This is a genomic window from Protaetiibacter sp. SSC-01, from assembly GCF_014483895.1.
Lineage (GTDB): Bacteria > Actinomycetota > Actinomycetes > Actinomycetales > Microbacteriaceae > Homoserinibacter.
In genome coordinates this window covers 404,628-416,954 of the sequence record NZ_CP059987.1, presented here as the reverse complement: position 1 = coordinate 416,954, position 12,327 = coordinate 404,628, and the positions used below count along the sequence as shown (strand labels likewise).

The window sequence follows — 12,327 nt, the reverse complement described above, 5'->3', positions numbered from 1 at the left end:
GCTCACTCCACCGTGACCGACTTGGCGAGGTTGCGCGGCTGGTCGACGTCGAGGCCCTTCGCCGTCGCGAGCTCCATGCCGAAGACATGCAACGGCACGACAGCGAGCAGTGGCTCGAAGAGCGGGGCCGCGAGCGGGATGCGGATGACCTCGTCGGCGTACGGCACGACGGCGACGTCGCCGAGCTCGGCGATCGCGATGACGCGGGCCCCGCGCGCGCGGATCTCCTGGATGTTCGAGACGACCTTCTTGTGCAGCGACGACGGGTCGCGCGGGCTCGGCACGACGACGAACACGATCTGGCCCGGCTCGATGAGCGCGATCGGGCCGTGCTTGAGCTCGCCCGCCGCGAAGCCCTCCGCGTGGATGTACGCGAGCTCCTTGAGCTTGAGCGCGCCCTCGAGCGCCACCGGATAGCCCACGTGACGACCGAGGAACAGCACCGACTGGGTGTCGCTCATCCAGTGCGCGAGCTCGGCGATGCGTGCGGATGCCGAGTCGACGACCGTGCGGATCTTGCCCGGCACCGCCTCGAGCTCCGCGAGCTGCGCCGCGACCCCCTCCGCGTCGAGCGTGCCGCGCAGCGACGCGAGGTGCAGGCCGAGCAGGTAGAGGGCCGTCACCTGGGCCACAAACGCCTTCGTCGACGCGACGGCGACCTCGGGACCCGCGTGCGTGTAGAGCACGGCATCCGACTCGCGCGGGATCGTCGCGCCCTGCGTGTTGCAGATCGAGAGGGTGCGGGCGCCCTGCTCGCGTGCGTACCGCACGGCCATGAGGGTGTCCATCGTCTCGCCCGACTGGCTCACCGACACGACGAGGGTGCGCTCGTTCAGCACGGGGTCGCGGTAGCGGAACTCGTGCGAGAGCTCGACGTCGACAGGGATGCGCGCCCACGCCTCGATCGCGTACTTGCCGACGAGTCCGGCGTAGGCCGCGGTGCCGCATCCGAGCACGAGCACGCGGTCGATGTCGGTGAGGATGTCGGCGACCGCGTCGAGCTCGGTGAGCGCCGTCGCGCCGTCGTGCACGCGGCCGAGGAGCGTGTTGGCGACCGCGTCGGGCTCCTCGTCGATCTCCTTCTTCATGAAGCTCGGCCAGCCGCCCTTCTCGGCGGCGGAGGCATCCCACGCGACCTCGAACTCGGAGGCCTCGGCGGGGTTCCCCGCGAAGTCGATGACCTCGACCGAGTCGGGGCGGATCGTGACGATCTGGTCCTGGCCGATCTCCATGGCGCGGCGCGTGTGCTCGACGAACGCCGCGACATCCGAGCCCAGGAAGTTCTCGCCCTCGCCGAGCCCGATCACGAGCGGCGAGCTGCGGCGGGCGCCCACGACGACCCCCGGGGCGTCCTGGTGCAGCGCGAGGAGCGTGAAGGCGCCGTCGAGACGCTCGACCGTGCGGCGCATCGCCTCGGTGAGGTCGCCCGTCTCGCGGAACGCGCGGCCCACGAGCAGCGCCGCGACCTCGGTGTCGGTCTCGCTCTCGAACTGCTCGCCGGCCTCCAGCAGCTCGGCCTTGAGCTCGGCGAAGTTCTCGATGATGCCGTTGTGGATGAGCGCGAGACGACCGTCATCGCCGAAATGCGGATGCGCGTTGCCGTCGGTCGGGCCGCCGTGCGTCGCCCAGCGGGTGTGGCCGATGCCCGTGCCGCCGTCGGCGATCGGGGACGCGGAGAGGTCGTCGACGAGCACGCCGAGCTTGCCCGCGCGCTTGCGCGAACCGATGGCCCCCTCGGGTGAGAGGACGGCCACACCCGCGGAGTCGTAGCCGCGGTACTCGAGCCGCTTGAGGCCTCCGAGCAGCACCTCGAGGCTGCTCCCCGGACCCACGTATCCCACGATTCCGCACATGGGGTCGATCCTAGGCGACGTGCATGGGCACCCGTCCGGCGGGACTACGCTCGATGGGATGGCTGAGAACGGCGAGCGTCACGCTCCGGCGACCCCGTTCCTCGAGCTCGATCGCGCCGCGTGGGCCGCACTCGCCCCGACCACCGCGCATCCGCTGACCGAGGAGGAGCTTGTGCGCCTGCGCGGGATCGGCGACGCGCTCGACCTGCGCGAGGTCGCCGACGTCTACATCCCGCTCAGCCGGCTGCTCAACCTCTACGCCGTCGGCGCGAAGGCGCTGCACCGCTCGACGCGCGACTTCCTCGGCACGGGCGACGAGCCGCCCACGCCGTTCGTCATCGGCGTCGCCGGCTCGGTCGCCGTCGGCAAGTCGACGACCGCGCGGCTCCTGCGCGAGCTGCTCGCCCGCTGGGACGACACCCCGCGCGTCGAGCTCGTCACGACCGACGGCTTCCTGCTGCCCAACGCGGAGCTCGAGCGCCGCGGCCTCATGGAGCGCAAGGGCTTCCCCGAGAGCTACGACCGCCGCGCCCTGCTGCGGTTCGTGAGCCGCGTCAAGAGCGGCGTCGACGAGGTGCGTGCGCCCGTCTACTCGCACCTCGTGTACGACATCGTGCCCGACGCCGAGATCGTCGTGCGGCGCCCCGACATCCTCATCGTCGAGGGCCTCAACGTGCTGCAGCCTCCGGGCCCCGGAGCGCGCCTCGCCGTGAGCGACCTCTTCGACTTCACGATCTACGTCGACGCCCGCACGGTCGACATCGAGAACTGGTACGTCGAGCGCTTCCTGCGCCTGCAACGCGGCGCCTTCTCCGACCCGCGCTCGTTCTTCCACCGCTTCGCCGAGCTGAGCGAGGAGGACGCCATCGCGCGCGCCCGCTCGATCTGGGACCAGATCAACGGCCCCAACCTCGAGCAGAACATCGCACCGACGCGCGCCCGTGCCTCGCTCGTGCTGCGCAAGGCGGCGGATCACACCGTGTCGAACGTGCTCATCCGCAAGGTGTGACCGCGGTCAGGCGGCCTCGATGGGCTCCAGCACGAAGACGGGGATGACGCGGTCGGTCTTCTCCTGGTAGCCGGCGTAGTCGGGCCACACCTCGACCGCGCGACCCCACCAGAGCTCGCGCTCCTCACCCGAGAGCTCGCGCGCGCGGAAGTCGGCGCGGTGAGCGCCGTCCTGAAGCTCGACGTGCGGATTCGCGATGAGGTTGAAGTACCAGGCGGGGTGCTGCGGCGCACCGCCCTTCGACGCGACGACGGCGTAGGAGCCGTCGTGCTCGACCCGCATGAGGGCGTTCTTGCGGAGCTTGCCGCTCTTCGCCCCCACCGACGTCATGACGATGATCGGCTTGCCGCGCAGCTCGTTCGCCTCGGTGCCGCCGGATGCCTCATAGGCCTCGGCCTGCGTGCGCGCCCACTCGGACGTGCTCGGTGCGTACTCCCCCGTCAGCGGCATCCGTGTCTCCTTCTCGTCGTCGTGCGGTGGCTCTTTCGGGCCGTCGTCTTCGAGGTTACGGGGTCAGGGCAACGCGAGGCGCTCGCGCACGATCCCCGCGAGCTCGTCGGCGATCCGCTGGGCCTCGTCCTGCTCGCGCGCCTCGACCATGACGCGCACGAGCGGCTCGGTGCCGGAGGGACGCAGCAGCACGCGGCCGTCGTCGCCGAGCGCGGCCTCGTGACGACGCACGGCATCCGCGATCGCCTCGTCGGCGTGGAGCGCATGGTGGTCGACGCCGCGCACGTTCACGAGCACCTGCGGGTACACGGTCATGACGGATGCGAGCTCCGCGAGGCTCCTGCCCGTGCGCGCCATCTCGGCCGCGAGCTGCAGGCCCGTGAGGATGCCGTCGCCCGTCGTGGCGTGCTCGCTGAAGATGATGTGGCCCGACTGCTCGCCGCCGAGCGAGAGGCCGTGCTCGCCCATCGCCTCGAGCACGTAGCGGTCGCCGACGGCGGTCTGGACGAGTCGGATGCCGTGCTCGGCCATCGCGACGCGCAGCCCGAGATTGCTCATGGTCGTGACCGCGAGCGTGTCGTGCGCGAGGCGGCCGCGACGCTGGAGCGAGATCGCGAGGATCGCCATGATCTGGTCGCCGTCGATGACCTCGCCGTGGGCGTCGACCGCGAGGCAGCGGTCGGCGTCGCCGTCGTGCGCGATGCCGAGGTCGGCACCCGTGAGCCGCACGGTCGCCTGGAGCTTCTCGAGGTGCGTCGAGCCGACGCCGTCGTTGATGTTGAGGCCGTCGGGGTCGGCGCCGATCACCGTGACGCGCGCACCCGCATCCGTGAAGACCTGCGGCGAGACGCCCGCGGCAGCGCCGTGCGCGGCGTCGATGACGACCTTGAGGCCGTCGAGGCGCACGTCGAGCGTGCCGAGCAGGTGCAGCAGGTAGCGGTCCTCGGCATCCGCGAAACGGCGGATGCGGCCCACGCCCGCGCCCGTCGGGGCGAGCTTCGGCTGGCCGAGCGCCGCCTCGATGCGGTCCTCGACCTCGTCGGGCAGCTTGACGCCCCCGATGGCGAAGAACTTGATGCCGTTGTCGGGGGCGGGGTTGTGCGACGCCGAGACCATGACGCCGAAGTCGGCGTCGATGTCGGCGACGAGGAAGGCCGCCGCGGGGGTCGGGATGACGCCCGCGTCGAGCACGTCGATGCCCGAGCTCGCGAGCCCGGCGGCGACGGCGGCCGAGATGAACTCGCCCGAGACCCGCGGGTCGCGCGCGAGAACGGCGCGAGGGCGTCGGCCCTCGCCCCGCACCTGGTCGGCGTGCCGACCACGGGTCAGCACGTAGGCCGCGGCCTGGGCGAGGCCGAGGGCCAGGTCGGCGGTGATCACCTCACCGTTCGCCAGCCCCCGGACCCCGTCCGTGCCGAAGAGACGCGGCATGCGCGTATCCTGCGATGCGCCTTAGCGCTTCGAGAACTGCGACGCCTTGCGGGCCTTCTTGAGACCGGCCTTCTTGCGCTCGATGACGCGGGCGTCGCGCGAGAGGAAGCCGGCCTTCTTGAGGGCCGGGCGGTTGTTCTCGCGGTCGATCTCGTTGAGCGCACGGGCGATCGCGAGACGCAGAGCGCCCGCCTGGCCCGAGGGGCCGCCGCCCGTGATCTTCGCCTTCACGTCGTAGGAGCCGAGCAGGTCGAGCACCTTGAAGGGGTCGTTGATGAGCTGCTGGTGCAGCTTGTTCGGGAAGTAGTCCTCGAGCGTGCGGCCGTTCACGGTGAACTCGCCGGCGCCCGGGGTGAGGCGCACGCGGGCGATTGCCTCCTTGCGGCGGCCAACGGCCGCGCCCGAGACGTTGAGCACGGCACGCGGAGCGCGCGGGGCCTCGTCAGCGGGGGTCTCGGTCGAGAAGGAGGTGAGAACCTCGTCCGACACGGTGTCTTCGATCTTCGCCATCGGTGATGTCCTTGGAAGTCTCTCGGCGCTTACTGCGCGACCTGGGTGAGGGTGTAGGGCTTCGGCTGCTGCGCGGCGTGCGGGTGCTCGGCGCCGGCGTACACCTTCAGCTTCTTGATCTGGGCACGGCCCAGCGAGTTCTTCGGCAGCATGCCGCGGATGGCCTTCTCGACCGCGCGGGTCGGGTGCTTCTCGAGCAGCTCCGAGTAGGTGGTGGCCGAGAGGCCGCCCGGGTAACCCGAGTGGCGGTAGGCCTTCTTCTGCTCGAGCTTCGCACCCGTGAGCGCCACCTTGTCGGCGTTCACGATGATGACGAAGTCGCCCATGTCCATGTGGGGGGCGAAGGTCGGCTTGTGCTTGCCGCGGAGGATGGCGGCGGCGTGGCTCGCGAGGCGGCCGAGCACGACGTCGGTGGCGTCGATGACGACCCACTCGCGCTTGACATCCGCCGGCGTGGGGCTGAACGTACGCGTCATGGAATGACTCGATTCTGGTCGGTGGTGTTCGTGAATCCCGCTCCGGTGTGCGTTCCGGTCTCCGAGGGAGACGGAACCCGACGGTGGAGGGCCCAACTGGTCGCCCGCGCGGCGCGCAGACAACCTCAACAGACTAGTCGATGAGGGCGTCTTCGGGCAAACCGCGTTTCGCCCGCGTCTGCTCCGCGCGGGAGGCGAGCTCCGCATCCGCCGGGTAGCCGACCTCGACGAGCGTGAGGCCGCGCGCGGGCATGACGATGAACTCGCTCGTGCGGCGGCCCTCGTCGCGGATGCCGGCCGCCCGGTCGGCAGCGAACCGCCCCTCGCCCGCGGCGACGCACGCCCCCACGAGCGCGCGCACCATCGAGTGGCAGAACGCGTCGGCGCGCACGTGGGCGACGAGCACGCCGTCGTCGTCGCGCCGCCATCCGAACTCCTGGAGCGTGCGGATGGTGGTCGCACCCTCCCGGGGACGGCAGTACGCCGCGAAGTCGTGGAGGCCGAGCAGGGAGCGGGCGGCGGCGTCCATCGTCTCGACGTCGAGCTCGGACGGGTGCCACAGCGTGAACGCGCGCGTGCGGGGGTCGCGCAGCGCCCGGGCGTCGGCGATGCGGTACTCGTAGCGGCGCCACACGGCCGAGAAGCGCGCGTCGAAGCCCGCGGGCGCCACGCTCGCGCGCAGGATCTGCACATCGGCGGCCTGCCCCACGATGCCGTTGATGCGCCGCGCGAGCGATCCGACGCCGGCCGCTCCCGCGCCGCGACCGCGCGGGCGGCGCTCGAGCTGGTCCAGCTGCGCGGGCGCGAGGTCGATGTGGGCGACCTGTCCGACGGCGTGCACCCCGACATCCGTGCGGCCTGCGACGGTGAGCCGCGGGGGCTCGGCGCCGGTGCGACCGAAGAGCGTCGCGAGGGCCTCCTCCAGCACGCCCTGCACGGTGCGGAGACCGGGCTGGCGGGCCCACCCCGTGAAGTCGGTGCCGTCGTAGGCGAGGTCGAGCCGGATGCGCGTCGGGGCTTCCGGAGTGTCCACGCAGCGAGTTTAGGCTGGAGCGGGTGACCCGCCGATGACACCCCGTACGCCCGATCCCCAGGACGAGCGCGCCGTCGCGCCCTCGTCCGCTTCGGCGCGCCCGAAGACGGGCGGCGGGGCGGCCCGGAAGGCGCCGACGGCGAAGCCGGAGACGCGGCCGGGGTCGAAGCCCGCGACGCGGCCCGGGGCGAAGCCCTCGGGGACGAAGCCCGGCGCGGCGAAGAGCCCGGCGGCGAAGAGCCCGGCGAAGGCGACGGTACCCTCCCCCGATTCGGCGACCACGGCATCCGCCGCTCCCCCGAAGGCCCCCGCGGATGCGCGTCCCACCTCGCCGCGCGACGCCCCCCGCGGGCACGTGGCGGGCCTCGACGGGCTGCGCGCGTTCGCCGTCATCGTCGTCGTGCTGTTCCACCTGACGCCCGGCGCCGTCGTCGGCGGCTACCTCGGCGTCGACGTGTTCTTCGTCGTGAGCGGCTTCATCATCACGCGCCTGCTGCTCATCGAGCACGTGAGCACGGGGCGCATCCGTCTCGGGTCGTTCTGGCTGCGCCGCGCCCGCCGTCTGCTGCCGGCCCTCGTCGTGCTGCTGCTCGCATGCAGCAGCGCCGCCCTCCTCGTCGGCGGCGACGTGCTCGTGGGGCTCGGCGCGCAGCTCGTCACGGCGCTCACCTTCTCGAGCAACTGGTACTTCATCGCGAGCGGCTCCGACTACTTCGCGAGCACCGCGCCCGAGCTGTTCCGCAACCTGTGGTCGCTCGCGGTCGAGGAGCAGTTCTACCTGCTGTGGCCGCTCGTGCTGCTGCTCGTCGTGCTGCGGCTGCCGCGCGTCGCACGCGTCGTCGTGCTCGCCCTCGCGACCGTCGCATCCGCCACCGCGATGGCGCTCATGCTCACGCCGGGCGACCCGACATCCGTCTACTACGCGACGGGCACGCACGCGTTCGGGCTCACGCTCGGCGCCCTGCTCGCCGTCGTGAGCCGCTGGTGGTCGACGCGGGCGCTCGAGTGGCCGCTCGCCGCACGCCGCATCCTCGGGACCGCGGGAGCCCTCTCGCTCGCGGGGCTCGTCGCGCTCTCGATCGCCATGCCCGGCGAGGCCGACTGGGCCTACCAGGGCGGGCTGCTCGCGGTCGCGGTGCTCACGGCCGTGCTCATCGCCGCGTTCCTCGTGCCGGGTTCGCCGCTCGCGCGCGCGATCGACGTCGCACCGCTGCGCTGGATCGGGCGACGCAGCTACGGCATCTACCTGTGGCACTGGCCCGTGTTCGTGCTGCTCGTGGCGCTCCTGCCCGACTGGAGCTCGGAGCCCGCGCTCGCGTGGGCGCTCGGCGGGATCGCGGCCGCGATCACGGTCGTCGTGGCCGCCCTGAGCTACCGCTACGTCGAGACGCCCATCCGGCGCGACGGCTTCCGCGCCACGTGGCGCGCGTGGGCGAGCGGATGGCGGCCCGCCCGCCTCGCGACGGCCGGCAGCGCCGCGGCCCTCGTGCTCGTGCTCGTCGGCGTCGCGGGCACGACCGCCGCGCTCGTCGTGCAGCCGCAGCAGAGCGACGTCGCCGACCGCATCCAGGCGGGGCAGGACGCCATCCGCGAGACCCCGACGCCGACGAGCGACCCGACGCCGACGCCGACGAGCGACCCGACGGGGCCCCCGAGGCAGCTGCAGGGCGACCAGATCACGGCCGTCGGCGACTCCGTCATGCTCGCCGCGGTGCCCGAGTTGCAGGCGGCGTTCCCCGGCATCCACATCGACGCCGCGGTGTCGCGCTCCATGTCGGCCGCGCCCGACATCCTGCGCGGGCTGCGCAATGCGGGGATGCTGCGGCCGACCGTCGTCATCGCGCTCGGCACGAACGGCCCGATCTCTTGGGACACGCTCGTGACGATCCGCGACATCATCGGGCCCGAGCGCGAGCTCGTGCTCGCGACGGCGCAGGCTCCGCGCGCATGGATCCCCGGCGTCAACGAGAAGCTCGTGTCGTTCGCGTGGCAGTACCGCGACGTCGAGCTCGCCGACTGGTACACCGCGATCCAGCCGCACCTCGACGTGCTCGCGCGCGACCGCGTGCACTTCGGCTCGGCCGGCGCGCGCATCTTCACGGCGACCGTGCAGGAGGCGCTGACGCGTCTCGCGGCCCTGCCGCCCACGCGCGACCCCCTCGCCGACGAGTCCCTCCCCCGCCCCGTCTGACCCGCCCCCGTCAAACGGCCGCCCCCGTCAAGCCGGCGGATCACGGCGCGGCTGGAGCTACGACCGCGCGGCGGGAGGCGTTTCCCCCGCCGCCGTGTTGCGGCTCCAGCTGCGCATAGGCACACACGCACGCATCGGATACGCTCAGATGATACGCAGACGTATCAGATGAGATTGGCGGAACCCATGCGTGCAGTGTTGCTCCCGCGGCCGGGCCAGATCGAGGTCACCGAGGTCGACGACCCCACCCCCCGCGACGGGGAGGTGATCGTCGAGGTTGCCCGGGTCGGCATCTGCGGAACCGACCTCCACATCGTGAAGGGCGAGTTCCCGCCCACCCCGTTCCCGATCATCCCGGGCCACGAGTTCGCGGGCACGATCGCGTCGGTCGGCGCCGGAGTCGATGCGGGCCTCGTGGGCCAGCGGGTCGCCGTCGACCCCTCGCTCTTCTGCGGCAAGTGCGCGCAGTGCCGCCGCGGGCGCGGCAACCTGTGCGCCGACTGGGGCGCCATCGGCGACACCGTCGACGGCGCGTTCGCACAGTACGTCGCCGTGCCCGCCGCGAACTGCTACCGGATGCCGGACTCGATGACCTTCGCGCAGGGCGCGTTCGTCGAGCCCGTCTCGTGCGCCGTGCACGGCGTGCGCCGCCTGGGCGTCGAGGCCGGCGAGCGCATGCTCGTCATGGGCGCGGGTCCGATGGGGCTCATCGTCGCGCAGCTGCTCACGGCAGGCGGCGCGGTCGTCAGCGTCGTCGACCGCGTCGCTGCGAAGGCCGCCGCCGCGCTCGAGCTCGGCGCCGTCGAGGTCGGCACCTCCGTCGAGGAGCTCTCGACGCGCCGCTTCGACGCCGCTGTCGACGTCACGGGCGCCCCCGCCGCGATGGCCGCGGCGCTCGGCGCCCTCGACCGCGGAGGCCGCCTGCAGGTGTTCGGCGTCGCCGCCGCCGAGGCGCGCCTCGAGGTGTCGCCGTTCGAGATCTACAACGACGAGATCACGATCATCGGCACCATGGCCGTGCTGCACAGCTTCGACGCGGCCCTCGACCTCGTGGCCCGCGGCGTCGTGAACGTCGACGCGCTGCTCTCGCACACCTACCCGCTCGAGGAGTTCGCCACCGCGCTCGACGCCGTCGCAAACGGTGCCGCCCTCAAGGCGCAGATCGCGCTCGAGAGCTGACGACGGAAGGGGCGCCGGGCGCCAGCCTCACGGCTGGACGACCCGGCGCCCCTTTCGCATGCTCGCGTGCGGTCAGCCCGACGCGGATCCCAACCAGCGCGCCACCTCACCCGGGAAGTCGGACGAGATCTCGTCCACGCCGAGCGCGAGCGCGAGCGCGAGCTCCTCGCGCGTGTTGACGTTCCAGGCCGCGATCGACACCCCCGCGTCGTGCAGCGCCTGGACCGTCTCGACCGTGAGACCGGGCCAGCCCGAGTAGACGACCTCGCATCCGAGGTCCGCGAGCCTGCCGAGCAGCCCCTCCTCGTAGCCCCGGCAGATGAGGCCGCGCGGCACGTCGGGGACGGCCTCGGCGAGCTGCCGCAGCACCTCCTCGGAGAAGCCCGAGAGCACGACCCTGCGGCCGATCTCGGGCCGAGCCCGCAGCAGCGCGATGAGCGGCTCGACCGCGAGCGGATCCTTGACCTCCACCTGGATGGGCGCGTCGATCGAGTCGAGCACCTCGGTGAACGTCGGCACGGGCTCGCCGTCGGCGCGCAGGAGCCGGATGTCGGCCAGGGTGAGGTCGTTGACCCGCCCCGCGCCGCCGGTCGTGCGGTCGACGGTCTCGTCGTGGATGACGATGAGCTCGCCGTCCGCCGAGCGCTGCAGGTCGAGCTCGACGGTGCCCGCCCCGAGCGCGATGGCCCGCTGGAACGACCGGACGGTGTTCTCCGGCTCGGTGCCGGCCGCCCCCCGGTGCCCGGAGATGCGCGGATGCCCGCCATCCCGGACACGCGGGGGAACGGCTGTCACGGCACCAGCTCCATCGCGCGCTCCCCGATGTAGGCGTCGTCCTCGACGAGAGCCTTCTGCAGCTCCGTCACGTCGACGTCCCGGGGCCGCGCGCCCCCGCGCACGGCGAGAGCGGCGGCGGTACCGGCGGCCTGGCCCATCGCGAAGGCCGGCGGCATGATCCGGATCGCGCCGAGGGCCTCGTGCGTCGACGAGACGCTCCGCCCCGCGACGAGCACCCCGTCGAGCTCCTTCGGCACGAGGGAGCGGTACGGGATCTGGTACTCGTTCGCGACCGGCATGTCGATCAGGCCGCCACCGGAATCGGTCGGGCTGTGGATGTCGATCGGGTACCCCGCGAGCGCGATGACGTCGTCGAACTCCTGCCCGTTGGCGAGATCCTCGTGAGTGAGGGTGTACTCGCCCACGATCCTGCGGGTCTCACGGACGCCGATCGTCGCGGCCGTGTCGATGAGCTCGCAGTTCTCCATGCCGGGCACGCGCCGGAAGAGGCGCATGAGCTGGGTGACCTGCTCGCGACCCTCGATCTCCGCCTGCGTGAGGTCGCCCACGTCGGTGCCGACACGGCGCAGGATGCGGGTCGTGTTGACGCGCCACACGCCCGGCTTGAGGGTCTTGTACAAGCCGAGACCCCTCCGCTCGATCGTGTACTCGCCCGCGGCGCGAGCGGCCTGCACCGGCACCTCGAACGCATCCGTCTTCGAGGGGAACTGCGCGACGTAGTCCGCGAGGACGTCGTCGTCGACACCTCCCACCCGGAAGAAGAGCGTCATCGGCTGCACGAGCCCGTCGCCCTCGCGTCCCGTCACGGTCTCGCCGCCGCCGAAGGCGACGACGTCCGCATCCGCGGAGCAGTCGATCACGACGTCGGCCGTGATCGCCTCGAGCCCGGACTTGCTGGCGACGATGACGCCGCGGACGGCGCCGTCCTCGACGATCGTGTCGACGACGAAGGTGTGGAACAGCAGCTCCACGCCCGCCTCGAGGCACATCCGCTGCGCGATGAGCTTCATGCCCTCCGGCTCGAACGGCGTGACCTTGTCGTGCCCGTGGTAGATGAATCCGGCGAACGGGCTGCCCGCCGGCACCTTCGACGGGTGAATCGCCTCACCGGCGGCCTCCATCCGCAGGATCAGCTCGTCGTAGATCCCGCGGATCAGCTGCTTCGAGCCGTCGAGGCTGTAGGAGGTCATGCACGGGCCGACCAGGCCCGCCGTGAGATTCCCTCCCAGGTACCCCTGCTGCTCGACGAGCATCGTGCGGGCCCCGCGGCGCGCGGCGGCGATGGCTGCCCCGATCCCCGCGGGACCCCCGCCGACCACGAGCACCTCGGGCGTCGCCCGCACACGCGCCTGCGTGTCGACGTGAATCGTGTCGTTCATTCCACTTCCGATCTGGTT

12 protein-coding genes are annotated in these 12,327 nt (G+C 72.2%); 3 read left to right on the top strand and 9 right to left on the bottom strand.

The genetic code is table 11. From position 1 onward, the window contains the following. Positions 1-2: 2 nt before the first annotated feature. Entirely contained in the window at positions 3-1,853 is a 1,851-nt protein-coding gene (glmS, locus tag H4J02_RS01975; protein WP_187675460.1) for a glutamine--fructose-6-phosphate transaminase (isomerizing), read from the bottom strand. Between the two features lie 58 nt (positions 1,854-1,911). Here glmS and coaA point away from each other — a divergent pair, with 58 nt between their 5' ends. After that, on the top strand, positions 1,912-2,862 hold the full coding sequence (coaA, locus tag H4J02_RS01970) for a type I pantothenate kinase (protein WP_187675459.1): 951 nt from the start codon (positions 1,912-1,914) through the stop codon (positions 2,860-2,862). A gap of 6 nt (positions 2,863-2,868) precedes the next feature. Here coaA and H4J02_RS01965 read toward each other — a convergent pair whose 3' ends face one another. From H4J02_RS01965 to H4J02_RS01940, 6 genes are all read right to left on the bottom strand, one after another. Continuing rightward, the gene (locus H4J02_RS01965) at positions 2,869-3,312 is read right to left on the bottom strand and encodes a nitroreductase family deazaflavin-dependent oxidoreductase (RefSeq protein WP_187675458.1); all 444 of its coding nucleotides are present in this window, start codon (positions 3,310-3,312) and stop codon (positions 2,869-2,871) included. 63 nt (positions 3,313-3,375) lie between these two features. Further along, entirely contained in the window at positions 3,376-4,743 is a 1,368-nt protein-coding gene (glmM, locus tag H4J02_RS01960) for a phosphoglucosamine mutase (protein WP_187675457.1), read from the bottom strand. A gap of 21 nt (positions 4,744-4,764) precedes the next feature. Further along, on the bottom strand, positions 4,765-5,253 hold the full coding sequence (gene rpsI, locus H4J02_RS01955; RefSeq protein ID WP_187675456.1) for a 30S ribosomal protein S9: 489 nt from the start codon (positions 5,251-5,253) through the stop codon (positions 4,765-4,767). Positions 5,254-5,282: 29 nt separating this feature from the next. Then, positions 5,283-5,729, bottom strand: coding sequence for a 50S ribosomal protein L13 (rplM, locus tag H4J02_RS01950; protein ID WP_187675455.1), 447 nt, complete (start codon positions 5,727-5,729; stop codon positions 5,283-5,285). Positions 5,730-5,862: 133 nt separating this feature from the next. Beyond that, a complete protein-coding gene (locus tag H4J02_RS01945; protein WP_187675454.1) occupies positions 5,863-6,762 on the bottom strand; it encodes a tRNA pseudouridine(38-40) synthase TruA in 900 nt (299 codons plus the stop codon). A gap of 9 nt (positions 6,763-6,771) precedes the next feature. After that, positions 6,772-7,089 carry a hypothetical protein gene (locus tag H4J02_RS01940; RefSeq protein WP_187675453.1) on the bottom strand — a complete coding sequence of 106 codons (318 nt, stop codon included), beginning with the start codon at positions 7,087-7,089 and terminating at the stop codon, positions 6,772-6,774. Between the two features lie 28 nt (positions 7,090-7,117). Here H4J02_RS01940 and H4J02_RS01935 point away from each other — a divergent pair, with 28 nt between their 5' ends. Then, positions 7,118-8,953 (top strand): acyltransferase family protein, encoded by a 1,836-nt coding sequence (locus H4J02_RS01935; protein ID WP_187675452.1) that lies wholly within the window; start codon positions 7,118-7,120, stop codon positions 8,951-8,953. Positions 8,954-9,139: 186 nt separating this feature from the next. Beyond that, complete coding sequence (locus tag H4J02_RS01930; RefSeq protein WP_187675451.1) at positions 9,140-10,132, top strand: alcohol dehydrogenase catalytic domain-containing protein; 993 nt, start codon at positions 9,140-9,142, stop codon at positions 10,130-10,132. A 72-nt stretch (positions 10,133-10,204) separates the two neighbouring features. On the opposite strand, the gene H4J02_RS01925 is transcribed toward H4J02_RS01930, so the two are convergent. Both H4J02_RS01925 and H4J02_RS01920 read right to left on the bottom strand, forming a co-directional pair. Beyond that, on the bottom strand, positions 10,205-10,927 hold the full coding sequence (locus tag H4J02_RS01925; protein WP_187675450.1) for a glycerophosphodiester phosphodiesterase family protein: 723 nt from the start codon (positions 10,925-10,927) through the stop codon (positions 10,205-10,207). Further along, entirely contained in the window at positions 10,924-12,309 is a 1,386-nt protein-coding gene (locus tag H4J02_RS01920) for an FAD-dependent oxidoreductase (RefSeq protein ID WP_187675449.1), read from the bottom strand. Before H4J02_RS01920 ends, H4J02_RS01925 begins: the two co-directional genes overlap by 4 nt. Positions 12,310-12,327: the final 18 nt, after the last annotated feature.

Coding starts and splice junctions, on each gene's coding strand:
- rpsI (WP_187675456.1), bottom strand. CDS start 5,253: ATGGCGAAGATCGAAGACACCGTGTCGGACGAGGTTCTCACCTCCTTC.
- coaA (WP_187675459.1), top strand. CDS start 1,912: ATGGCTGAGAACGGCGAGCGTCACGCTCCGGCGACCCCGTTCCTCGAG.
- H4J02_RS01965 (WP_187675458.1), bottom strand. CDS start 3,312: ATGCCGCTGACGGGGGAGTACGCACCGAGCACGTCCGAGTGGGCGCGC.
- rplM (WP_187675455.1), bottom strand. CDS start 5,729: ATGACGCGTACGTTCAGCCCCACGCCGGCGGATGTCAAGCGCGAGTGG.
- glmS (WP_187675460.1), bottom strand. CDS start 1,853: ATGTGCGGAATCGTGGGATACGTGGGTCCGGGGAGCAGCCTCGAGGTG.
- H4J02_RS01930 (WP_187675451.1), top strand. CDS start 9,140: ATGCGTGCAGTGTTGCTCCCGCGGCCGGGCCAGATCGAGGTCACCGAG.
- glmM (WP_187675457.1), bottom strand. CDS start 4,743: ATGCCGCGTCTCTTCGGCACGGACGGGGTCCGGGGGCTGGCGAACGGT.
- H4J02_RS01920 (WP_187675449.1), bottom strand. CDS start 12,309: ATGAACGACACGATTCACGTCGACACGCAGGCGCGTGTGCGGGCGACG.